General features: G+C 69.7%; 13 protein-coding genes and 1 pseudogene. 1 reads left to right on the forward strand and 13 read right to left on the reverse strand.

Features of this window, described 5'->3' with window-relative positions; all coding sequences use genetic code 11:
* Positions 1–441, reverse strand: a 441-nt coding sequence (locus ACFP3R_RS30215; protein ID WP_380640902.1) for a hypothetical protein, incomplete at its 3' end; no start/stop codon positions are given.
* Positions 442–588: 147 nt separating this feature from the next.
* Between ACFP3R_RS30215 and ACFP3R_RS30220 the strand changes: the two genes are divergently transcribed.
* The gene (locus ACFP3R_RS30220; protein ID WP_380640904.1) at positions 589–753 is read left to right on the forward strand and encodes a hypothetical protein; all 165 of its coding nucleotides are present in this window, start codon (positions 589–591) and stop codon (positions 751–753) included.
* Between the two features lie 8 nt (positions 754–761).
* Here ACFP3R_RS30220 and ACFP3R_RS30225 read toward each other — a convergent pair whose 3' ends face one another.
* The 12 genes and pseudogenes from ACFP3R_RS30225 to ACFP3R_RS30280 all read right to left on the reverse strand — a co-directional run bounded on the left by ACFP3R_RS30225 (position 762) and on the right by ACFP3R_RS30280 (position 24,655).
* Positions 762–920, reverse strand: coding sequence for an RHS repeat domain-containing protein (locus ACFP3R_RS30225; protein ID WP_380640906.1), 159 nt, complete (start codon positions 918–920; stop codon positions 762–764).
* Between the two features lie 987 nt (positions 921–1,907).
* A complete protein-coding gene (locus ACFP3R_RS30230; protein ID WP_380640908.1) occupies positions 1,908–3,665 on the reverse strand; it encodes a hypothetical protein in 1,758 nt (585 codons plus the stop codon).
* 431 nt (positions 3,666–4,096) lie between these two features.
* Positions 4,097–4,658, reverse strand: a pseudogene (locus ACFP3R_RS30235) (IS30 family transposase); the annotation flags it as partial.
* Positions 4,659–6,078: 1,420 nt separating this feature from the next.
* Positions 6,079–6,543: a barstar family protein gene (locus ACFP3R_RS30240; RefSeq protein ID WP_380640912.1), complete on the reverse strand. Its 465-nt coding sequence runs from the start codon at positions 6,541–6,543 to the stop codon at positions 6,079–6,081.
* Entirely contained in the window at positions 6,540–13,175 is a 6,636-nt protein-coding gene (locus tag ACFP3R_RS30245; RefSeq protein ID WP_380640914.1) for an RHS repeat-associated core domain-containing protein, read from the reverse strand. Before ACFP3R_RS30245 ends, ACFP3R_RS30240 begins: the two co-directional genes overlap by 4 nt.
* A gap of 20 nt (positions 13,176–13,195) precedes the next feature.
* On the reverse strand, positions 13,196–17,992 hold the full coding sequence (locus ACFP3R_RS30250; RefSeq protein WP_380640916.1) for a LamG-like jellyroll fold domain-containing protein: 4,797 nt from the start codon (positions 17,990–17,992) through the stop codon (positions 13,196–13,198).
* 515 nt (positions 17,993–18,507) lie between these two features.
* Positions 18,508–19,617, reverse strand: a complete 1,110-nt coding sequence (locus tag ACFP3R_RS30255) for a sugar ABC transporter substrate-binding protein (protein ID WP_380640918.1) — start codon at positions 19,615–19,617, stop codon at positions 18,508–18,510.
* Positions 19,618–20,253: 636 nt separating this feature from the next.
* Positions 20,254–20,883 carry a response regulator gene (locus ACFP3R_RS30260; RefSeq protein ID WP_380640920.1) on the reverse strand — a complete coding sequence of 210 codons (630 nt, stop codon included), beginning with the start codon at positions 20,881–20,883 and terminating at the stop codon, positions 20,254–20,256.
* Complete coding sequence (locus tag ACFP3R_RS30265; protein ID WP_380640922.1) at positions 20,880–22,160, reverse strand: sensor histidine kinase; 1,281 nt, start codon at positions 22,158–22,160, stop codon at positions 20,880–20,882. Before ACFP3R_RS30265 ends, ACFP3R_RS30260 begins: the two co-directional genes overlap by 4 nt.
* Before the next feature lie 3 nt (positions 22,161–22,163).
* Complete coding sequence (locus tag ACFP3R_RS30270) at positions 22,164–22,904, reverse strand: ABC transporter permease (RefSeq protein ID WP_380640924.1); 741 nt, start codon at positions 22,902–22,904, stop codon at positions 22,164–22,166.
* Between the two features lie 10 nt (positions 22,905–22,914).
* Positions 22,915–23,823 carry an ABC transporter ATP-binding protein gene (locus ACFP3R_RS30275; RefSeq protein WP_380640926.1) on the reverse strand — a complete coding sequence of 303 codons (909 nt, stop codon included), beginning with the start codon at positions 23,821–23,823 and terminating at the stop codon, positions 22,915–22,917.
* Between the two features lie 364 nt (positions 23,824–24,187).
* Entirely contained in the window at positions 24,188–24,655 is a 468-nt protein-coding gene (locus tag ACFP3R_RS30280; protein ID WP_380640928.1) for a hypothetical protein, read from the reverse strand.
* Between the last annotated feature and the right edge of the window lie 3 nt (positions 24,656–24,658).

Here is a 24,658-nt window from a genome sequence, read left to right on the forward strand (position 1 = left end):
ATGCTCCGAAACAAGACCCACTACCGGCATCCCGAGAAAACTCCCGCCCCGGCTGCGGCTTGACAACCACATAGGGATACCCCCCGGTCTTGCCGGTGGCCGGGTCGGCGGCTTGCACGGTGTCACCGGGCGCGACTTGTTCGATCCGCTTGCTTTCACCTCGGCGGCCTTCTCGGCGGCGGCCTTGCCGGTGCGGAAGACGGCCTCGGCGATCAGGCCGGCGCCCTGGGGCAGGGTTGCTGGTGCAGCGGCCGGTCGGGCGTCGTAGCGGGCCTCGATCCGTCGCCCCTCCGGCGAGACCACCGCCGCGAGCAGGCCGGAGTTGGTCTGCCCCGGCGAGATGTGCTCGTAGCGGGTGACCTTGCCGCGCTGGTCGGTCGTGGTGGTGCGCAGGCCGCGCTCGTCGTACCTGGTCTTTTCGTCGAACCCCTGAGGCGCCACGCGTCGGTCGGGTTGCCGTTGAGCAGCAGGTTCCGGTTGAGCGAGCCGTCGTAGCGATGGTTGTGGGTGTCGCCCGCGCGGCGCCGGGTGTGGAGCGGCACGTTGCCGCGGTAGCCGTCGCGGACGACCACGCCGTCCGCGACGGTCGTGGTCGACCTCTGCTCGCCGGCGTTCCAGGCGAACGTGGTCGCGTTGTCCAGCGCGCCGGTCTGCCGCGCCATGCGCCCGTCCGCGCCGTACTCGTTGCGCAGCAACCTGGTGCGGTGCGGCTGCGGGTCCGTCACCTCGGTCAACCGACCCTCGGCCGAGTAGCCGTAGGGTCATTGGCCGCCGCGGGCGTCCTTGTGGATGCCCAACCGGCCAGCCTGGTCGTACTCGTACTGCGTCTTGCGGTGACCAGGCAGGGTGATCGAGCGGATCAGGTCGCCCTCGACGCCCACGCGGACCTGCGCGTCGAAGCCGTGGACCAGTTGGCTCACCGTGACCAGCCCCAACCGGTGCCGGTCCCGCGCAGTTCCCCGGCGGGCGCTGGTAGGCGCCGTCAATGAAGCGGTACAGCACGCTCCCGCCGTCGTCTGCCAGCACGATCGCGCCCTGATCGGTCCGCGTCACGCGCATCCCGCAGGACCACGCCCAGCCCGGCTCGAACACCTCGGGCCGGGTCAGCGTGGAGGAAAGCCCACCGAACGACGCCATCGCCAGGTCCGGCTCGACGCGGGTGAACGCGCCGGTCGCCGTGTTCACGTTGTCGCCGCGGAACGCCTGCCGCGCGCCGGTCGTGCCCAACGCCGTCCCGCAACCACAGCCGGATGTCCGCTCGACCGGAATCTCCGGTACCAGGACCGTCGTGCGCGGACGCGTGTCCGGTCCTGCTCGGACACGACCTCGCCACCGCCGTCCAAGACTGCCACCAACGTGACGGAGTGCTCCTCGCCCAGGTCGAGCACCCAGCCCTTGGCGGCGCCGAACGTGCGGCAGAAGTGCCGCGCCGCACCGCAGCCGACCGCAGCCGCACCGGCTCACCGGCGGCCTCGACGCCCACGAGCACGGCCGGTGGCCACTGCTCCGGCGGCACCGCCTCGTCCGGCCTGGCCGACGCGGGCACCGGTCGGTCCACCGGTCCCGCTCCCGCACTCACCTCGGGCACCTCGCCCCGCGCCGCATGCACCCACGTCACCGGTTGCAGCAGGCTCCCCGCCGGCAACACCACGCACCCCGTCCCTCCACCGCTCCCCTGCACGCCGAAATCGATCAATACGCGAATCGCGCGCAGCACAAAGCCGGACATGGAGGAGCCGGCCGAAACAGAATCGACGCACGCCGGATTCAGCCGATAAATGCCGAACCGCGACGGCGGGGTGTCGACCATCGCGACCGTCGAACACATATGCGCAAATCAGGCGATCGACATGCCAGTCGCCCCTCATGCCAGAGCTGCAACACCAGCCCTCAGCACACCGCATCGCTCAATACTTCAGCTTCGTAATGATCGACTCGACTTGAGCAGCACGGTTCTGCTTCGCATAAAGATCAAGCGCTCGCCGCCACTGCACCCTGGCCGCAGCAAGGTCCACGACGGCGTAAGCATCCCCCAGGCTGGCCATGACATCGGCTTCCTTGTAGGTGTTCTCCAGGTAGCGGAACTTCCGCACGGCTTCCCGATAATGCGCTACGGCCTGGTCGTGGTGACCGCTCATGTGAGCTATGTGCCCCAGGCAAGCCGCCGATTCGGCGACACCGTAATGATTGCCGTGCAACCGCTGCGCCCACATCGACTCCAGGCCGGAGCTCCGGGCCTCGGCGTAGTTCCCCACTCCCGCCTGCGCCCACGCCACGGTCGTGAGGCCGAGCGCCGTTCTCAGCGGGTTTCCGACCCCCCGGTACCGGTCCAGGGCTTCCAGGGCGTGGTCGACCGCTTGGCGGTGCCGGCCACGGCGAGAGGAGTTGCGGGCGAGTGTGCGCAGTGCCGCCGCTTCGCACGACAGGTCGACGCCGCGCGCCAGGGCGACGGCTTCGTGGAGGTGGTCCTCGGCCTCGTCGAACCGGCTCAGTCGGGAGCACGCCTGCCCCATCTGCCGATGCGCCCACGCCAGTCGCCATCGATCGCCCAGGGCGTGCGCGGCTTCCAGGGCGGTCGTCCAGGTGTCGTAGCAGTCGTGCAGGTGTCCCCGCCACCGCTGGAAGTCCACGAGGTGCCAGGCAACGCTCCAGGCCCGGTCGTACCACCTCCGCCTCAGCGCCTCCTGTTGGACGGCCAGCAGGTTGCGGTGTTCCGCGCTGAACCACGGCAGCACGTCGGACGCCTCGATGCGGGCGACCGGTCCGACGATGTCGGCCGCCGTCTTGTACGGGGCCAGGAGGAGGTCGGCCGCACGCGCGGTGCCCAGGTAGTGGTCGACGAGCCGTCGGAGCGCGGCGTCGTCGTCACCGGCCAACTCGCGGGCGTACAGGCGGACGAGGTCGTGCATCCGGTAACGACCCTCGTCGGCCCACTGGACGAGGTTCATCGTCTCCAGGTTGTCCAGCAGCGGGACGACGTCGTCCACGGGGCGGTCGGAGAGGGCCGCCAGGGCGTCCACGTGGAGGTCCTGACCCGGGCTCACGGCCAGCAGCGCGAAAACCTCGCGCGCCTCGTCGCGGAGTGCCGCGGCCGAATTCGCGAGCACATCGCGCACGCTCCCCGAGCCGTCCCTGGTCCTCATCGCGTCAAGACCCCGGGCTGCCAATTCCCGGGCGAGCGTCGACAGCGGCAGGGCCGGGCGGTCGATCGCACGCCCGGCGGCGATCAGCAGCGGCAGCGGCCACCGCCCACAACGCCGGGCGATCTCGGCCACGGCTCCGGGCTCCCCCATCGGCCGGTCGTCGCCGTCGGGCAGCGATCGCCCGAACAGGGCACCCGCCTCGTCGGCGCTCAGCGCCCCCAGCCGCCGCAGGTCGAACCCGCTGCCCCGGAGGCCGTCCAGGTGGGCGCGACCGGCCGCGATCAACACGGCGTTCGACGGTCCCGGCAGCAGCGCCCGGACCTGCTCCAGGGAACCCACGTTGTCCGCGAAGACCAACACCCTCCGCACGCTGAGCACAGTCCGGTAGTGCTTGACCAGCTCGTCCGGATCGCGGGGAATCGCCTCGTCCGGCTCGCCAAGCGCCTCCAGGAAACGCCGAAGCACCACAGCGGCCACCGGTCGGACCTCCGCCGCGTCGGCACCGCGCAGGTCCACGTACAACTGGCCGTCCTCGTAACGATCCCGACGCGAGTGCGCCCAGTGGAGGAGGAGACCCGTCTTCCCCGTCCCCCCGACCCCGCTCACGTACGGCGCGTGCCCGTCGGCGACCGCCTGGTCCAACCACCGCAACTCCGCGGACCGCCCGACGAACGGCGAAGGCCCCCTCGGCAACTGCGCGGGCCTGTTCGGCGGGCGCCTGGGGACCGAGATGTGGATGCCACCCGCGATCGCCCCCGCCTGCACCACGACCCCGACGGAATCGGCACCAACCTCGTTGCGCCATAAGGCGGCATCATCACCAGCCCTGTCCACGCATCAACGGTATCCCACCGAACAGGACACCGGAGCACACTGCCACGCAACCTCTGCTCCCGGTTATCTGCGCAACCCGAGAGTCGACTTCAACCGAGTCTGAAGAGACGACGGCGAATTCAGGCGGTGGAAGCATCTGCTTCGATTTCGGTGAACACCTCGCTGGTTTTTCCAGTCGTGGATCTTTCGGGGTCGGCCGTTGATCTCGGCGGCGATGGCGGCGAGGTAACGGGGATCGGAGGGGATGTCGACGCCATGGGCAGGAAATCGCGTACAATGCAGTTGAGCTTCTCGTTGCTGCCGCGTTCCCAGGGCGAGTGCGGGTGGGCGAAGAACACCGGCAGCTCGGCCGCGGCGACCTCGGCGTTCATCGCCACCTCCGACCCGCAGTCCCAGGTCAGGAAGCGTTTGATCGAGGCCGGGAGATCGCTGACGGCGGCGATGACCGCGTCGCGTCCGCGCAGCGGGACCGGGACCAGGAAGCGGCTGGTGCGTTCCACCACCGTGGCCAGCGCACTCCTGTCGCCCTTGCCGGTCACCAGGTCCCCTTCCCAGTGGCCGGACACGGCGCCGGTCGTCGGCCTCGACGGGGCGTTCGTCGAGGTAGTGGAGCCCGCGGATGCGCGGTGCCGACGCCGGACGCGGGCTGCGGCGGGTCGTGCGGCCGGCCCGCAGCGCGATCTCCTTGTACCGCAACAACTCGGCCAACCCTCGGGAGGTCCCGAACCAACTGCTACGCCTAACGGTTCATCGGCACCGTCAGACGCGAAGCCACCGACCACCTACGCATGATCAATGAATTCCACCTGCGAGGCGGCACTCGACCGCTACGCACCCCACTACAACCACCGCAGATCACACCAAGCCCCACAACCCACACCACCACGACCAGACCAGCCGATCACAGAGCCGGGCCGCACCTCGATACGCCGCCGGACAGGATCCTCGGCGCCACCGCGCACCCGACCGCCTCCTGTGTCACCCAAGCCGCCAGGGACCTCGTCATGGACCTCGAGGACGAGGGCCGACGCACGAGCACCTCCACAACATCCACCGACCCCACCAAGGCATCACCAACGCCCGACCACTACACCCGCTACCACAGTCGGCCACCGAGCAAGCACCTTCCTGACATCCGGGTCTCGATCGATTCGCTCCAAAGAACCGAACCTCACCGGGTCAAGATCGATTGTAGTGACACCACCGGCACCCCTATCGTTTACAGTTGAGAAAAGAAGGAGACATCGATAAGCTCGCACACTCCTCCTCCTTGACTCTTCTGTGAATTTCGCCCCAGCGGTGATGACCTCCAAGGACAACTCCACCGCGCGAGACAACGATCCCATCCCCCTCCGCAGCGTTGTTTATCGTACCCACAAGTTCCTCGTTGCTCAACTCTTCGTGGTACCACTGCAACGCCGGGTTCCGAGTCGACTACCTTTCGGTATAGTTCCCAGCGATATCACCAGCCTTCTCATGACGTGTCGACCACCGGTCATGGGCGAGAACGGACTCAAACCCGTCCTCACACAACAGGTGCGCAAATCTTCGACGGCGAGGTTGTGCATCATCGCCATTAAAGCCCATATCGAAACAGCGGCAATCGCGAGACCACCAAAATCAGGCGCAACACTGACCGGCGATGGCAGCGGTACGCCGCCGACCAGCCCACGGCGGCCTGATCAACGAGTACGAACCCACAGCAGCCTAACCGCAGATCCGTGTTGGTCGTCGCAGCCACCTACACGGGTCTGCCCCGGGGCGAACTGGCCAAACCGCTCTAGCACCGCGTCGACTTGACCTTCGGGATCATCACCATCGACCCGCAAGACGGCGCACTACCGCGCCAACCAACTTCCGACGCACACCTGGCTGACCCACGGTCGAAGGCGACACCCACGTCGAAGCCGCTTGACCGACTTTCTGACTAGTCAGAGGCCATAGGCCGCAGCGCCCATACAGCCGGGTGACCACCTCCGAGCGCGCCGATGAAGGCAATCGTACGAGCAGCACCATCGTCAGACAGCCGACGAAGAAGTCTCAGCCTACTTTGTCCTCTTTGACGACCGGGACACACTGTCGATCGATTTCACCGGAAATCTCACCACGAATCCACTTCAGCACGAAGCGCTTCAACCGAATCTTCAACACAGAGAAGGAGAACCTTGAACGGAATCCCTTCGCCGTTAGGTTTACCGACCGGGTTTGCCCACTCCTGTGCAGCTTGCGACAAAATCGAGAGGAGACTTCCGCGCTCCTCGGCTCCACCCAGGAGGATACTTTCTGCATGATCGATAATAACTAGGTAGCGGTCAGCCGGCCACCACGAAAGGTCACGCAGGCAGTCGGACAGCGCGTCCCAATTCCAGCCGAAGTACACCGGAAACCTCAGCGCCCTTGAAAACTGATCGAAAACGTCATGCGTCTCGATCATTGCCGCACCATCCAAGCGAGCCACGGCCACCGAACCCGATGGCGGCATCATGGCAGCAAACAAAGATTGGCATTCGACAGAGACCACCAAGAGCGAAGGTCCACCGAGACCCCACAGTTCAAGGTTCTTCATGATCCAGGCACCGCCACAATCCAAGTCTGATAGTGAGTCGGAGTATAGTAGATCGATCCATCTGAGCCTGTCACGATCCGCTCACCGCCAGGTCTCGGGTTCGCCGACGACTGCACCGTGCCCCATTCTCGGTATTCGACGGGTTTGCCGGTGCTGCTATATTTTGGAAGTTGGTGTCCGCCACCTTTCCCCGCATTATTGAATACGCGCGGCACAGAAGGTCCCACAAATAGCTCGCCAGCAGCTTGAGCTTCAACACCGTAACGCCGAATATCGCCGATTACAGCCCAGGATTCTTCGGGTATGCCGGTCGGCATCCAGCCGGAGATAGCCGAGACATCTCCCAGAACTGTCTCACATCCACTATTATGCACCAGGACCGGGGTGTTGCCGGCGAGCACGTAGTACGTGTGGATGTTATCAACTGTGAGGTTGTACGTCCGCAGGTCGGCGCTGTAGTGGCGCGCGCCGAGCACGCTGGCCCGTCCGTTGCCGCGTGTGGCGAGTTGTTCGTCTGCGGTCAGGTCGGCCGCGTCTTCCCAGACGCCTTCACCGGCGTTGTAGAAGGGGTGGTGGGCGGTGGCGCGGATGGTCCTCGGGCCGTCCGGTGTCGCGATGGTGAGGTCGACGTAGTCCTTGTCGGCGTCGGTGATGTGGACGGCGACGACCTCGTGCGCTTCGAGGTCCCCGCCGCCGGGTTCGTTGTTGGCGACCTCGTCGCCGACCTCGATCTCGTCGATGCGTTTGGTCGTGCCGTCGGCCATGAGCACGTGGGTGTCGCCGGTGAAGCTGTTGACGCACTTGACCGCGGTCTTGCCCTCGTCGGCGGCGTCGCCGAGCTTCTTGCCGCCCTTGGCGAGTTTGACCAGGCCGGCGACGACACCGATGATCGGCACGGCCGCCGCGCAGGACATGGCCGCGTCGCCGTACTCGCCGTGACCGGCGTGGATGCCGCAGTTCGCGGCATCGGCCGCGTCGCCGAGGCCGGGCACGACCGTGCCGATGGCATCGATCAGCAGCTGCAACTTCTCCCGGGTCATACCCCCGTTGCAACCCGGACAAGCCGCATAGCCGGGGTCCGGTGCGCTGCTGGTTCCGGGACCACAGGGCATCGCGGCGTAGCTGCTGTTGTGGCAGCCCCGCTGGGGGGCCGGTTCGTTCGAGTTGGTGACCGACACCGTGGTGGGGGCGGGGCCGGTGTTGTCGTGGCCGAGACCGTTGGTCGTCCGCTTGCCGTTGCACACCCCGTCCGGGCACATGTAGGACGCCAGGCCGGCGGGGTCGGTGAAGGTGAGCGGGTTGTTGTTGGCGTAGGCGTAGCCGTGCAGGGACTGCGGATCGGTCAGGTCCATGAGCGGGTCGACGGAGATGAACCGGCCCAGTGCCGAGTCGTATTCGCGGGCGCCGAGGTGGATGAGGCCGGTGTTGTCGACGGTGCCGCCGACGAAGCCCTTGTCCAGCTTCTGGGGCCAGGTGCCGTTGCCGCCCCGGACCTCGCCGAAGGGCAGGGTGCGGCGGATGCCGGTGGTCTGGGTGGGGTTGTTGGCGATGGTGATCTCGGCGGTGCCGTGGCGGTCGGCGGAGATCCAGGTGAGGCCGCCTACCGGGGACTGGCTGTAGACCCGCATCGCGATCGGCTGACCGGCGTGGGTGTAGTAGCGGGTGCAGGTCTTGACGCCCGAGGTGGAGACGCGCAGTTCCTGGCCGGGCAGGTACAGGGTCCGGCCGCCCGGGTCGCGGCGGATCAGGCGTTGGCCGTCGGCGTCGTAGGTGAACGAGGTCTCGCCGGAGGCGTCGGTGGAGGTGGCCAGGCGGCCCTCGCGGTCCCAGGTGAGGGTCTGGGTGCCGTTGGCCGAGGGGCGTGAGGTGGTGTTACCGGCCGCGTCGTAGGTGTAGTCGGCGGTGCGGGTGCCCGTGGTGTCGGTGGTGGAGGTGCCGGCGACGGCGTGGGTGCTGGCCTTCGGGGTGTAGGTGGTGGTCCGGTCTCCGCTACCGGTGCCGTGCTCGACCAGCGCCGACCGGTCACCCGCGGCGTTGTAGGTGTAGGAGTGCCGGTACTTGGCGGGACCGCCCAGGCCGGTGGTGGTCGGGTTCTGGGCGCAGTTCCCGGACGCCGGGGTCCAGGCGTCGGTCAGGCGTTGCAGGTGGTCGGTGCGGAAGCACTGGGTGTCCCCGCTGACGGTGTCGGAGACCTTGGCGAGGTTGCCGTAGGGGTCGTACTCGTAGTTGACCTTGGCGACGTCGGTGGGCGCGAGTTGTTTCGAGGTCCAGATCTGCTTCAGGCGCCGGGTGGGGGTGTCGTAGTCGCGGACGATGTCGACGGTGTCGCGGTCGCTGCGCAGGGTGTAGGCCGCCAGCTCGCCGAAGGCGGTATAGGTGGTGGCGGCGACGAGGTCGGTTTCGTAGGTGCCGTAGCCGGTGCGCACGGCCGCGGGTTGACCGAGGCTGTCGTAGCGGTAGCCGAGCGTTTCGCGCTTGAGGTCGGCAACAGCGGGGATGCGCGACGAGGACGGTGCGCCGGCGGCGCCGTAAGTGTTGACGTAGTTGTAGCTGCCGGCCAGGCCTCCTTCGCCGGCGGGAATGGTGTAGGTGGTGCTGATCGGGTTGCCGTCGTGGTTGAAGCTGAAGTGCTCCTTGGTGTAGGCGTCGGCGCCGATCCAGCGGGTGGACTTGATCTGGTGCCCGTAGAACGTCTCCCCGCTGGAGAGGGTGTCGTAGGTCCACTCGGCGCGCAGGGGTCCGGTGGTGGTGTCGTCGCGCGTGCTGGTCCTGCGGCCGAGCACGTCGTAGGTGTGGGCCAGGGTCTGGCCGCGGCTGTCGGTGGTGGAGGTCAGCTGTCCGGCGTCGTCGTAGACCGAGGTCGTGGTGCCCTTGTCGGGGTCGAGGGCGCGGACCTGCCGACCGCGCAGGTCGTAGTCGTACTCCCAGCGCTTGCCGCCCGGGTCGACCACGGTCTTGAGCCGGTCCAGCCGGTCGTGGGTGTAGGCGATCTTGTCGAATCCGGTGGCGCTGCCCGCGGCGACCCCGGTGTGGTGGTGCCGCAGTTCGGTCGTGCGACCCAGGGTGTCGGTCAGGGTTGAGGTCACCACACCGCCGGCGGGCGGCGTCACGTCGACGCGGTCGCCGGCGTAGGCGGTGGTGGTGCGGTGCACGAGCTCACCGCCGGGGCTGGCGACCGAGACGTTCTTCTTGAGCGCCTCCTCGACGACGCGGCCGGCACCGTCGTAGGCGGTGGTGATCTGGCTCGGGATGACCTCGGAGGGCTGCGTCGACGGCACGTACAGCTCGGCCGCCGGCGGTTTCGTGCCGAGGTAGGGGTTGTTGACCCGGGCTGCCCGGCCGACGCTGTCGTAGAACACGTCGGTCACGACGGCGTTCTGGCTGCCGCCCGAGGCGTCCAGCCGCTGGGTCTGGCGCAGCCGCAGCAGGCTGTCGAACACCTCGTAGGTCGTGGTGTAGGCCGCGGCGGCGTTGAGCGTCTGCGTGGTGGTCACGGACGGCGCGGTGCGGCGGACCGAGTAGGAGTGCTTCGCATAGGGCGTCCCGCCGGCGCGGAAGTACCCGGGCTTCCAGACCGCCGTCACCCGTCCGAGGGGGTCGTGGTCGAACTCCGTCAGTTGCCGGTTCTGGTCAACGATCAGGGTCGGCGAGCCCCAGGCCGGTTGCAGCGTCGTGGTGGTGACCCAACCGGCCGCGTTGGTCGTGGTGTTGCCGGTGACCGGACCGCCCGCCTCAGGGGTGTAGGCGGTCGTGCTGGTGCCCTTGACGTCGGTGATCTTCGTGACGCGGCCGTAGGCGTCGTACTCGCCGACGGCGTCGGTCAGGTACGTCGAGACATCGCCGGTGTGGGACTTCAACGACTCGACCTTGGTGATGTCGCCCTTGACCGGCGGTACCCCGAGGCCCTGGTTGTCGTAGTAGGTCCTGTCGTCGGAGACGACGTCGGCGTCGGGCGCGCCATCGGCCTCGGCGGTGGCGCAGTCGACGGTGAAGCCGCGCTTGCGCGACACCGCGCCGACCAACCACGCCGTGGTGTTGCGGGCGTAGTCGATCAGCTCGCACTTCTCGTCGCCGCCAACGGCGTCGTCGCCTCGGCTCTCGGTGCGGACGGGGTCGCCGTAGGTGTCGTCGAAGGTGGTGTGGACGCTGGTGGTGCGGTGACCGCGACCGGCGTCGAGCGCGGTGCGGGTGTGCTTGGCGGCGGTGCCGGTGCGCCGGGCGTGGACGGTGCTGTCGTTGATCGTACGGCCGGCCCTGGGTGAGGACTGCCAGGGCTGTGTGACGGTGGCGGAGACCTCGGCGCCACCGGGGCCGTTGTAGACGATCTCCTCGCGCGGGATGCCGGCGAAGGCGTCCTCGTCGACGGCCTCGGGAACCGGGCCCACCGCGAGGGCGGGCATGGTGGCGGGTCGGGTACCGGTCGGGGTTTTGTCGCCGTGCATGCCGCGGAAGTAGCGGGTCTCGGTGGAGGTGCGCTCGGCGTCGCGGCCCCTGGTGACGCGCACCGCGCCGTAGCCGCGCCACACCGACCAGGTCAGGTCCTCGACCTCGGCCAGGCCGTCGTCGTCGGCGTGGCGCCAGGCAGGATCACCGACGTAGTCGTAGTGCGTGGGTACGGCGGTGTTGCCGCCGGTCATGTCCGTTTCGAGGATGTCGGTGACGACGTACTTGTGGAAGTAGTCCAGGATCGGGTCCTGCGCGCCCTCCGGGGTCCAGCGAACCGGGTAGCAGCGCAGGGCGTTGTCGTGCAGCGCGGTCGCGTTGGGCATCCGGGATCCGGGCACGCAGTCGGGCTGGGAGTAGGTCACGTCGAGTCGGCCGCCGGTCTCGCTGATGACCCTCTTGACGCGCCACCACTTCATCGCGGCGTGCTGGTCGGAGTGGGTGTCGACGCGGTTGGACAGCTGCACGCCCTCGAAGGTGATGTCGGGGACTGCGGCGGAGCCGCCCACCAGGCCCTCGTGCGCGATCTTCTCCAGCCACAGCCCGGCGCGGGTGCCGTCACCGGGGTCGGGGAAGGAGTGGGTCAGCGTCCACTTCTCCACCGGGTTGCCGCCGACCTTCGTGGTCACCGCGGCGAGGCGCTTGGTGGTCCAGAACGTCGGGGAGCGGGTGGTGCAGGGGCTCGCGGCGCACTCCCGGTCCCAGGGCACGTCCGGCCAGTGCTGGGCGTCGTGGACGCCGCAGTCGGCCAGGCACCGGTCGGCCGTGTCGAACACGACCTGCATCGGCGCGTCCTCGGTGCGGTCGGTGCGGGTGCCGTAGTCGATCCGCTGGAGGTGGGAGGCGCGGTCGTACTCCACCAGGTCCGTGGTGGAGCCGTTGCGGGCGTACTTGTTCGTCTCCTCGCCGTAGGTGTAGGTCATCGTGTTGCCGTGGAGGTCCACGACGTGGTCCAGGTTCCACCGGTACGCCTGGGTGCAGAAGGACGCGGCGAAGGTGCCCGCCTTGCACGGCTCGCCCGCGTGGTTGCCCACCACCGGGACGGTGAGGGTGGACTGGCCGGCGCGGCCGAACCAGTACTGCGTGCCTCCGCTGGTGGTCACTACCCAGTGCTCACCGTTGTGCGCGCCGTTGCCCGTGCCCGTGCGGCGTTCGACGAACGTGCCGTCGTCGTTGCGCAGGTACCAGCGGTTCGAGTCCGGACCCGCTTTGATCAGTTCACCGGCGTGGCCCGCCATCGACAGCGTCGCGTTGTCGGTGGCCCAGCAGCGGTCGCCCGTCTTCACGGTGTTGAGCGCGCCGTCCTCCATGTCCTCGGAGCACGACCTGTACCGGCGCTCGATGAAACCGCTCGCGAACTCGAAGCCCTCACCGATCCATGAAGGCTGGTTGTTCGACGCCACCATCCGGCCGTCCACGCTGGACGACGAGTAGGACAGCGCGAGCGAGGGGGTGGGACCACCCAGCGACGGCGGCACCCGCAGCGGGTAGCTCCAGGTGAACTCGCCGGTGTTGCCTCCGGTCGCCCAGGTCGCCGAGGGCGTCAGGCTCGTCGCCGTGTAGGTACCGGAACCGCTGGACGTGCCAGCGGTGAGCGCCAGCAGCGCACCGGCTTCGGAGGTCGCGTGCGACGCCATCACCACGCCGCTGTCCGTGTCGTTGTACGACGGGACGGTCTCACCGCGGCATTCCGGCCTGTCGGGCGTGGACAACGCGCAGTCCGGGAGCCGGACCAGCTCCAGGCGCGAAGCCCAGTCACCGCCGTAGGCCCAGCGGAACTTCGAGTAGTCGACCTCGACCTTCGCGCCACCGGACACCCGGAACAGCAGCCCCTCGACACCGGCCGCGTTCGTTCTCGCCCGGTCGAACGTCTCGACCCCCGCCTTTCCCCCGCCCTCGTCGGTGGGGATGACGCGGATCGACGGTCTGCTCGCTGATCTGGCTCCGACGCCCGACACCTCGACCGTGCCCGCGTCGGGCCACACCGGCGCCGGCGCGCTGAACGGCGTGCCGGTCCGGGCCGGTTCGTCGGGGACGGGAGCCGCCCAGGCGCCCTTGACCGGTCTCTCCTGCTGCGGCCGGGGCGGCTGGTAGGGCGCCGCCGCGGCGGGCAGCGCGGTGACGAGGGTCGAGGTGAGGGTGGCCACGAGCATGACGGCCAATCCGCGGCGGAAGTTCGCTGTGCGCATCACGTGTCTCCCGGTGTCGATCAGCCGAAGAACGCTCGGGCGGGTTCGTGCCAGCCGTGACCGACCTGTGTGCTGCCCCCGTAGGGGAAGCCGTTGAGGCCGTTGGTGTTGAGGTGGGACCACACGGTGCCGTCCGGGCGCACGGCGATGATCTCGGCGCGGCCGTCGCCGGTGAGGTCGGCGAAGCGGGTGCGGGCGGGTTCCCAGTCGATGCCGATCTCCTGGGGTTCGTCGAAGGTGCGGTAGCCCAGGCCGGACTGGTTGCGGTAGCCGGAGACGGTGCGGTCGTCGTTGACGGTGATGAACTCGGCCCGGTGGTCGCCGTCGACGTCGGCGAAGCGGACCCGGTCCGGGGCGTGCGAGGTCACCGCGACGATCACCGGGGTGGTCGAGAACGCGGTGGAACGTCCCAGGGCATTCATGCCGTAGAGGTTCCGGTAGGCGCGGACCCGGCCGTCGGAGTCCAGCGAGATCCGCTCGGCGCGACCGTCCCCGTCGAGGTCCGCGAACCGAAGTCGGGCCGGATCGGTGGAGGACGCGGTGCCCACCAGCACGCCGGTGCCGAAGGGGAAGCCGTTCATTCCGTTGACGTTCGGGTAGGCGCGCAGCGTGCCGTCGGTGTTCACGCCGATGATCTCGGTGCGGCCGTCGCCGTCGAGGTCGGCGAACCAGGTGCGCTCCGGCGTCCACCCCCACCCGATGTGCTGGGCCGCGTCCGGGTAGCCGCCGCCGACGTTCTGGAACGCCCAGACGTCGCCGTTGGCGTCGACCCGGATGATCTCCGCGCGGGCGTCGCCCGACACCGAGGCACTGGTCGGCGCGGTGGTGGTCAGCGGCGCGCCCTCCAGGACCCCCTGGTGCACCCTCAGCTCGTCGATGTCACCGAACCAGTAGGCGCCCGCGCTGCCGCGGCCGACCGACAGCACTCCGGTGGAGTTCCAGCCGACCACTCCGGTGGTCGTGCCCTGGAGCACGTCGTTCACCCACAACCGCAGGGTGCGCGTCGACGCGTCGTAGGTCGCGGTCAGGTGGGTCCACGTGTTGACCGACGCGTTCGCCGTCGACGACGCCCGCCACCACGTGGTGGGGTTCGTCGGCGCGTTGGGCATCTCCGCGACCCATTTCGCGCCGTCGTAGCGCAGGGCGAACGGGTCGACGCCCGACGGGCCCCGCTGCACCACGACCGTTCGTTGGGCGCCTGCCTCGGCCAGCCGCGCCCACACGTCGACCGAGAAGGACTGGTCGGTGTTGAGGACCTGCTCGCCGCTGCCGGCCGAGCCCGTTCCGTCCAGGTGCAGGCCACCCCGCTGGACACCCAGCCCCCAGCTCGCCCCGGGAGCGAGCGTCAAGGCGAGGTCGTGGAAGTAACGGGAGGTGTCGTGGGCGGTCGTGCCCACCATCTCGTTGAACTCCCACTTGCCGACGGTGCTCGCCTGCTCGGAGTCGACGAGGGTTTCCGCCTCCGGGTGCGTCAGCGTCCGGTCCCACACCCGCACGTCGAGCAGCTCGCCGGTCCACGCCTCGGCCGGGGTGCCGTTGAGGAGGCGTCGACCGATCCACAGCTCTCCCGGAGCGTCGAAGCCCGCGGTGATCACGTCGGTGGCGCGTTGGAGCGCGCCGTCGACATAGAGCCGGACCTCACCGTTGAACGCGTCGTAGGTGCCGATCAGGTGCGTCCAGACACCACCTGCCGCCGGGGCGTCGGACCGCGCCGTCCGGTGTACCGGGTTCGCGGTGTCGGCCTCGGCGCGCGCGAACACCCACTTGCCGTCCACGCCGTCGTAGCCGAGGCGGAACGCCGCCGTGGTCGTGCCCTGCTGGCTGATCACGGTGCGGCTCCCGGAGGTGCCCGGGGCGGGCTTCACCCAGGCCGACACCGAGAAGCCCCGCGTGGTGTCGAGCAGCTTCGACGCCGAGCCGAACCCGGAACCGGCGAAACCGGCCGCGGCCTCGCCGCCGACCGCCTGCCCCGGCAGGCCCGGGGTGACACCCGACAGGACCAGGTCATGCCCGTTGTCGGTCACGTCGTACGCGGGGTCGTCGCCGAACATCCACTGCCCGACGTGCTTCGCCGCTCCGGCGACGGTGAACTGGTAACCGCGTTGGCTGGTGCGTCCGGCGCGGTCTACGGCCTTGACGTAGAGGGTCTTGGCTCCCGCCGAGGGCGGGGTCCAGCGCACCGACACCGCCGCACCCATCGAGGCAGCGGGAACCGTCATCGAGGGTGGGTCGGTGAAGCCCCACCGGTAGGAGATGACGTCCGGTGAGCTGGTGATGGTGAAGGTGTCGGCCACCCCGAGGGAGCCGCAGCCCTCCGGCGGGCACCCGGTCGGCTTGTAGACCTGTGCCGCGACGGTGGGTGCGGTGGGGTTGGTGAGGTCGACGGCGAACTCGCACCACCCCGTCGGGGTGGTCCAGGCGGTGCCGTCGGAGGCGGCGGCACGGTAGGCGTAGACGCCGTCGGCCAGGCCGATGCCCGCGGTCGGGGTGGGTGCGCCGCCTTCTCCGGTGCCGACGACGCCGGGGTAGAGCAGCCAGCCGTTGCCCTGGCCGGGCACGTGGGCGATCAGGTCCGGGGCCGGGTCGCCGGTGGTGGTCGGGGTGACCGCGGCGGTGGCGTTCTGCCAGCCGCCGTTGCCGATCAGGTGACGATAGGGCGTGCCGGTGTAGGGGGAACGGGTTCCGCTGCCGGGGTAGAGCCACAGCTTGCCGTCACCGTCGGTCACCGCGTAGATGTCGGGGTTGCCGTCACCGGTGCGGTCGGCCACACCGTAGTAGCGGAACCCGGTCCACCCCTCCCCCAGGGAGAACCTGGTCCACGTGGTGCGGTCGGCACGGGTTCCGTCGCCGGGGAACAGGTAGAGCGCGCCGCTGGAGTCCAAGCGCGCGACGAGGTCGGTGTTGCCGTCACGGTCCCAGTCCGCGATGCCGGCGAAGGTGTAGCCGCCGAACCCGGAGCCGATCCTCACCGGCGCCTGCGGGGCGCTCCGCGTGCCCTGGCCGGGGTAGAGCAGCAGCTCGCCGGCCGGGTTGCGGGCGATCAGGTCGGGATGGCCATCGCCGTCCCAATCGGCGACGCCCGCGATCGTGTAGGGCGACCAGCCGCCGCTGCCGATCCGCACCCGCGCTCCCAGCCGCGTGCCGTCACCGGGGAACAGGTACAGCACGCCCGCGCTGTCGCGGGCGATCGCGTCCGCGTGCCCGTCGTCGTCCCAGTCACCCGCCGCCAGCAGCGTGTCCGAGCCGTCGAGCACACCCGAGGGCAGCCCCGGCGGGGCGGGCGGGGTGGCGTCGGCGGTCGCGCCGTTGGACAGCGGGTAGCGCTCGGTCGACCACAGGACCGGGGCGTGCGAGCCGTCCTCGCGCACGCGTGCCACGTCGAAGCGGGCCAGCAGGCTGTCGGCCGCGTCGTCGTCGCTCACCCGGGCCCGCAGCGTGGGCGTCGCGGTGGGCACGAACGGCCGCCCCGCGCCGGTCGCGCACGCCCGACCGTCGGCGGTCAGCGAGTCCGGGGTGTTGGCGAGGCTGTTGTAGTCGATGGCCAGCACGGGGGTGGCGGCGTTGAACCGCTTCCACTGGTTGACCGTGCCCTCGTCCCACGCGCGCAGCCCCATGGTGAGGAAGCTCCACTGGTTGTCCACGCCGCGCCGCACCATGTGGGTGACGTCGAACTCCACGTCCCCGGTGCCCTGGCAGCCGTAGGCGGCGTCCGCGCGGCGGTTGGCCGGGGCCGAGGCGGTCCAGGCGTCGTCCCACCACGGCTGGTTGTTCCAGGTCGTGGCCGGGCTGATGTCGTTGGTCAGCCACACCCCCGCGTTGCTGCCGGGGTTGCACGTCCAGGTCCACTGCTGCTGCAACCGCAACGACGCCCCGTAGATCACCTTGCCCTGCACGTGGGACAGGTCCATCCGGAAGAACGACCGCACCCGGTACTGCGCGCTCAAACAGGTGTTGGACACGCTGATGCTGTCGCACGTGCGCCCCGAACCCGCCCCGCCCTTGAGGTCGGAGTACGTCAAAGCGTTGTTGTTCTGCCAGAACGACGTGCCCGCCACGTCCGAGCGCTCCAACACCGTGGTCCACGCGTTGTCCCGGATGTGCCCCGTCCACGACGGGTCGATGAAGACCGGGAAGTTCGTCCCCGGGTCTGCCAACATCGCGCTGTCGGGCACCACGGTCAACTGCCCGTCCTCCACGCTGACCGGCATCGCCACCCGACGCGGCTCCCCCGGTTCCGCGACCGCCGCCCGCGCCGACACCTGGGTCGGGGCGGAGTCCCACATCACCGGAACCGGCGAGGTGAACACGACCTCCCCTCCGGGCCCCCGGGCCACCAGCCCACCCTCGCCGGACTGCTCGATCTCGACACCGCTGGTGGTGATGCCGAACGTCACCGCGTCCAACTCCGGGTGTTCCGCAGCCGCCCGCGTCTTGACCACCAGCACCTGGGAGAAACCCAACGCCGAGGCGGTGAACCGCAGGTCAACCCCCGGCAGCACCTCCGGGTAGGTGACGCTCGGCCCCGACAACACCGGCTCGGGCAACGCGCCGACCGACCAGGTCAACGCCAGCTCGCGAGCACCGTCACGCACCCGCGCCACCGGCCCCACCCCGCCGCCGGAGAACACCACGGGCAACACCGACGCCCTCGGCGCCACCGAGTCCTCCCCCGACTCCCGCAGCGTCAGGTCGACCGGCGTCCACGTCCCGTCCGCGTCGCGGGCCCAGCGCGGGTCGGCCGACTCCTCCGTCGTGTACCCACCAGCCGGGCGGGCGAAGGTCTGCGCGGTCTCGGTACGCGCGCTCAGGATCTCCACCCTGGTGCCACACCGACGCGCCATCTCCACCGCCGCACGCGCGTCGAACTCGACAGTGGTGCACGGAGGCGACTGGGCCACCGCAGACGGCACCACCACAGTGGACATCAGCGACAGGGCAGGAATCACAGCGCGCAGCACAAAACCGCGCGCCGCCGAACGGCGAGCGTGCACAGGTGGTTCCCCCCAAGGTCAGCGCGCGCCCCCCGACGACACGCAACCCATCAGCCGTTGAAGCATGCCGAACCGCCCACACCCGGCCCTAGCACCAAATGGGTGACGAACGATCACATATGCCCCACCAGGGGTGATCCACACCACGGGCAAGCAGAAGATCACCCCTCGGCCACACGGCACGTCAGCGACGCCAACACCCGACCGCTGAAGCAGAGACCACCAGCAAGGCCCTGGTGAAACCACGTCGCGGGCCGGAAGCAGCGTTGGGGAAACTCGCGAACCAGAGTCACCGAAGCAACCTCCACCCACCCGAAGAAGCCAACCGAGCCCGGACATGTTCACCGGACCTGATACACCTCAGGCTTGAGAATGGTTCGTGTCGCCGTCTGGCGACCATCGAGCATCCTCTGCAACACCTCAGCGGCGCTCTCGGTGAGGCGGTGAGGATCCTGGACCACCGTGGCTCGCAGCGGGCTTGCGGCGGTTGCGATGAGGTGTCGGGCTTCGGGGATCCCGTCGATGCCGATGACAGTGGTCTCTTTGGTGAGCGGTGATTCCGTCGCGCGCAGTGCGTCGACCGCTCCCAGCGCCATCTCGTCATTGGTGCAGAACACCGCGTCCAGACGGGGTGACCGCACGGCTTGGGACCGGATATGGGCCTGGACCGCGTCATAGGCACGTGAGCGGTTGAACGCGCAGGTGTCGTCGATGCTGATCGACACGTTGCCCAGACCTCGTCGCAGAACGGCCGCGCAGGAATTCTGGCGGTCGGCGTGCTCACGGCTGGCGACAATCAGCACGTGTGGCCGCCGCACACCACGTCGCCGAAGGTGGTTCACCAGCCAATGACCCGCTTCCGCCCCGAGGTCGGCGCTGACGTAGCCGACGAACGCGGTGTTGGCGGGGTACTCGTTCTCGTCGTCGAACGGGTCGACGTCGGTGAACACCACGGGCAGCGCCAGTTCGGCACAGAACTCCACCAGCAGCGAGCGCATCCGGTGCAGTTCGGTCGGGACGACGAACCCGCCCAGGTAGCTGTCCTTGGTGTTGAGCACCCTCCGCAGGTCATGACCCTGCGACGCGGCGTCGTAGTCCCGGTCGGGCACCTTCAACACCAGGTTGATGCCCTTTCGGTCCAACGCCCGGTGCAGACGTTGCACGAACTCGGCGACCCAGTACTTCTGGCTGAAAGCCGAGGTGACGAGGAACGCCTGGCGCGCGCCCGCACTCCGCCTCCGCCGGCGCAGCAGAAGCGGAACGGCCACGAACGACGTCACCGCCGGCATCGTCCACGCGGGCACCGGCTCGAGCAGCACACCGCTGCGGATGACGATGACGCCGCCAACGACCACGACCACGCTGCACACGACGACCACCACGGTGATCCCCAACGATGCCGATCGGATCACCGACGCCCGGTGGTGGACGTGCTGCTCGAACGTGACCACCGCGTCCCGACCGGCCTGGACGACGGCACCGGAGGACGAAGCCCGACCTCGCTGCCGGACAGCACGACCACGACGATCCGACGTCCCGAGAGAGTTCCGCCGCGCGGCGGCGTCCGATCCGTCACCATCGTCAGCCTGGGAACCTTCGCCCATGACGGCCCCCCTTGGCGCCTCGACGCCATCACGTGCAAGACCAAGGCATAGCCGATTCCAGCCGTGCTGATCACGCACTTCTGCGGACAAGGCGTCTCCGCGTTCGGTTGCACCTGAGGTCGGAGGTGCGTGGCCTGGCGTAACCAGGTAGAGCAAGAGGGCACCCGTGACTGCTGGACGACCGAGTCGTACGGCAAATCGAGCGACGACGGCCAGACCAACAGAGCGGGTCCAGGATGCCGACACCGGCACCTCGCAGACGCCGACGGCCGTGGTCCCCATGCTCGGGGACCACGGCGTCATGCCGTGCCGATCGTGCACGACCGGCAGGAGGAAGCGCGACCACGACCGCGATGCCGCCCGACGAGCCGGAGGACGGCGAGACACACCATCCGCAAGCCCAGGTGTTCCACGCACCCTCGACGACCGAGATCCCTTGATCGCAGGTCTCCTACCACCCGCCCGCCCCCGGTCGGCCGGTCGTCAGTCCCGCGGTGCCAGGTAGCCGCGGGAGAAGGCGGCGGCCACGGCGGCGGCCCGGTCGTTGACGCCCAGCTTCGCGTAGACGTGCAGCAGGTGCGTCTTGACCGTCGTCTCGCTGATGAACAGCCGCTTCGCCGCCTCGCGGTTCGTCGAGCCCCGGGCGATCAGCTCCAGCACCTCCAGCTCGCGCCGCGACAGCGGCGCCGGCGCGGGTCTGCGCACCTGGCCCACGAGCCGGGTCGCGACGGTGGGGGAGAGCACCGCCTGCCCCCGTGCCGCCGCCTCCACCGCGCGGACCAGTTCCTCCCTCGGCGCGTCCTTGAGCAGGTAGCCGGTGGCACCGGCCTCGATGGCCGTCAGCACGTGGCTGTCCGTGTCGTACGTGGTGAGCACCAGCACCCGTGACGGCACGCCGCGCTTCGCCAACTCCCTGATGGCGGCGACCCCGTCGGTCCCGGGCATCCGCAGGTCCATGAGGATCACGTCGGGGCGGAGCCGTTCCCCGGCCGCGACCGCCTCCGCGCCGTCACCGGCTTCGCCCAGCACCTCGAAGCGGGGATCGGCGCCGAACATGCCCCGCAGCCCGTCCCGCACCACCGGGTGGTCGTCGACGATCAGCAGCGAGATCAAGTTCCGCTCCCGGCGGGGATCGCCGGCACCGTCACCGTGATCGCCGTGCCCCCACCCGGCTCGGACTCGACGTCCAGCCGCCCCGCGAGGCGGTGCACCCGCTGCCGCATGCCGGCGAGCCCGAAGCCCCCGTCCGGGGAACCGCCGGCGCGCTGGGCGTCGGGCGCGAAGCCCACTCCGTCGTCCAGGACGTCGAGCGTCACCAGGTCCTCCATGTACGACAGGGTCAGGGCGACCCGACCGGCTCGTGCGTGCTTGGCGACGTTGGCGAGCGCCTCCTGCGCGGTCCGCAGCAGCGCCACCTCGACGTCGGTGTGCATCGGCCGGGCGTCGCCGGTCGTGGTCAGCACGGCCTCGACGCGGTTCACCTCCGACCAGCGCCTGGCCACGTCGCCGATCGCGTCCGGCAGGCGGGCCTCCGCCAGCGCGGACGGCCCCACCGCGTGCACCGTCCGGCGGGCCTCGGCGAGGCTCTCGCGGGCCAGGCCCACCGCGTTCGCCACGTGCCGCCGCGACGTCGCCGGGTCGTCCGACGCCTGCTCGGCGGCCTGGAGCTGGGTGAGGATGCCGGCCAGGCCCTGGGCGAGGGTGTCGTGGATCTCCCCCGCCATCCGCTGCCGCTCGTCGAGCACCCCGGCCTCGCGGGCCTGCACCAGCAACTGGGCGTGCAGGCCCGCGTTCTCCGCCAGCGCGTTCTCCAGCTCGGCGTTGGTCCTGTGCAACTCGACCAGCGCCCGCTTCTGCCGGTGGTTGCGCCGGTCGGACATCACGTCGGCGTGGAAGGCCGCCGTGGCCAGCACCGCGGTGATGGTGCTGACGGCGGGCCACTTCCACCACTCGTCGGCGGTGATGCCGGCCGCCCCGCCCACGTACGAGATCGCCGCGACCGCGGACGTGACGGCCACGCCGACGTACCGCCACCGGCCCCGCAGGTGCTGGAAGGCGTGCACGTAGCCGATGAAGGCGAAGAAGCCGAACCAGGGCGTGAGCAGCACCAGGCAGGCGGTCAGCGCCACGAGCCCCGCGTAGTACAGGCCCATCAGCGGGCGGTTGCCGTGCGACTCCGGGTGGAGCGTGTGGAACCACAGCACCCACGCGGTGAGCACGGTCGAGAGCCCGAGCACCGAGGGGAGGTGCGCCTGTGCGGCCCAGAGCGGTTGCAGCAGCGTGAACAGCAGGCTGATGACCAGCAGCGGGTACGGGAGCGCCTTCAGGATCGCGCTCTCCCTGCGCTCCCAGCGGTCGAACTCCTCGCGCAGCTCCGCCTCGACGCCCACGACCTACTCCCAGCGGAAGTACCGCGCGGCCGGAATCCCGGCCAGGACCGCCCACCCCACCACCACGGCCAGGTGCAGCGGCTGCGGCCAGTGACCGGCCGTGGCGTCCTGCAATGATTGCACGCCCGCGCCCAGCGGGGTGAAATCGCTGATCACGCGCAGGACGTCGGGCATGCTGTCGCGCGGCAACCAGAGGCCGGCGAAGAACACGAGCGGGAAGAACACCAGCGTCCCGATCGCACCGGCGCTCTTGCCGGTCGACGCCAGGGACGCGACGAGCAGGCCGACCGTGAACATCGCCAGCGCCGTCGGCAGGTAGCCCACCAGGTAGGCGGGCAGGTGCCGGGGCAGGCCCACGCCGAACGCCAGCCGGCCGATGGCGAGCACGACCAGCGCGGTCGCCGCGGACAGGACCAGGGCCATCAGCAGCTGCGCGCCGAGCAGGACCCGCGGCTCGACCGGTGTGGTCCGCATGCGCCGCAGCACGCCCTTCTCCCGGTAGGTGGCGAACAGCAGGGGCAGGCAGTTGAGCGCGAACATGGCCAGGCCCAGCGCGACGGTGATCGGCACGTACAGGTCGATCGCCCTCAGGCCGGCGGCGTCGTCGGAGGGTTCGCGCATCGCGGGGATGGAACCGAAGACGACCAGCAGGAGCGGCGGGAAGGCCAGCGTGAAGAACACGAGCACCGGCTCGCGGAAGAACAGCCTGGTCTCGGTGGCGGTGAGTCGGGACAGGGCGGACACGGCGGTCTCCTCAGGGGGTGGCGGGGCGGCCGGTGAGCGCGACGAACGCGTCGTCCAGCGAGGTCTGCTCGACCCGCAGCTCGGCCGCGGTGATCCGGTGGCGGGCCAGCACGGTGGTCACCGCGAGCAGCAGGTCCCCCGTGCCGGTCACGACCAGCCGGTCCCCGGCCTGCTGGACGGAGGCGACCTCGGGCAGCGCCGTCAGCACGGCGTGGTCCAGCGGCGCGGACGGGCGGAAGCGGAGGCGCTGCCGGTCACCGATCCGGGAGACCAGCCCGGCCGGGGAGTCGAGGGCGACGACCCGGCCGGAGTCGATCACGGCCAGCCGGTCGCAGAGGCGTTCCGCCTCCTCCATGAAGTGCGTGACCAGCAGGATCGTCACGCCGCGGTCGCGGACGCCCGCGATGAGGTCCCACGCGTCGCGGCGGGCCTGCGGGTCCAGGCCGGTGGTCAGCTCGTCGAGCACCGCCACCCGCGGATCGCCGATCAGCGCGAGCGCGATCGACAGCCGCTGCTTCTGCCCGCCGGACAGCCGCCGGAACTGCGTGTCGAGCCGGTCGGTCAGGCGCAGGACGTCGACCAGCTTCCGCCAGTCGGCGGGCCCGCGGTAGAAGGAGCTGTAGAGCTCCAGCGCCTCGCGGACCTTGAGCTTGTCGGGCAGTTCGCTCTCCTGGAGCTGCGCGCCGAGCAGTTGCCGCAGCTCGCCGGTGTCGTGTCGCGGGTCGAGGCCGCAGACGCGGATGGTCCCGCCATCCGGGGTGCGCAACCCCTCGACGCACTCGACGGTGGTGGTCTTGCCGGCCCCGTTGGGGCCCAGGATGCCGAAGATCTCGCCCTGCTCGACGGCGAAGCCGACCCCGTTCACCGCGGTGTGGTCGCCGTAGCGCTTGACGAGGCCGTCAACCTCGATGATCGCCATGCCGAAAGCGTGCCGGGCGCGGGGGCGCGCCGGATCGACCGCGAGGGCGGGGATCGGCGCGGACGCGGTAGACCCCTTCCATCCTCCGAACGGAGGATGGAAGGGTGGGTGGTGACGTGCTTGTAGCTCGGTTCGCCGGGCGGCACCCGCCAGCGGTCGGCGGTCTCCGTGTGGCGTGAGGAGGCGCTGTGCCTCGGCGAGCCCCGTGTCGACCCGGATGTGCCGCGTGCTCACGACCCCGGTCGGTCGGTGCTGCGCGTAGCCTGCGCAGCTCCTTCGAGTCGTCCCCTGGGTTCGACCGACTTTGACACCTCACACGTTGGCCGAGCCGCAGGCGTGGGGCGTTCCGGCGTGATGCGAGACCTCACCCGGCCAGGAAATCCTCGATCGCCCGGGCTACCGAGGCCGGGGTCGACTCGTCGTTCGGATCGTCCATCCCGAGCAACGACAGGTCGAGCACCACGGTGACCGAGTCCCCGAACTCCTCCCTCACCGCCTGGAGGGACCGGAGGACCGCATAGTGGGCAGGACTGACCTCTGCGAAGTCCTCCCTGGTGACGAACTCCCCGTCCCGTTCGACGACCGGGCGGAACGGTGGGACGACGATCCACTCCGGCAAACCGTCGCCCCGCGCGTTCGGCAGGATGTGCGCCGCCTCCCTGTCCGGGCGGCCGCCGTAGCGGTCAAAGGCCCAGACACCGGACATCACGAGCACGTCGGCCCGGACCGACCGGCCGCCCCCATTGACGAACCCGATTGCCGTCGACGCGGGGAGCAGCCTGGCCCAGAGGTCCAGGGTGGACTGCCGGGAAGAGGTCACGCAGATCTTCATCGA

This window comes from Saccharothrix lopnurensis (assembly GCF_042658445.1).
GTDB lineage: Bacteria > Actinomycetota > Actinomycetes > Mycobacteriales > Pseudonocardiaceae > Actinosynnema > Actinosynnema lopnurensis.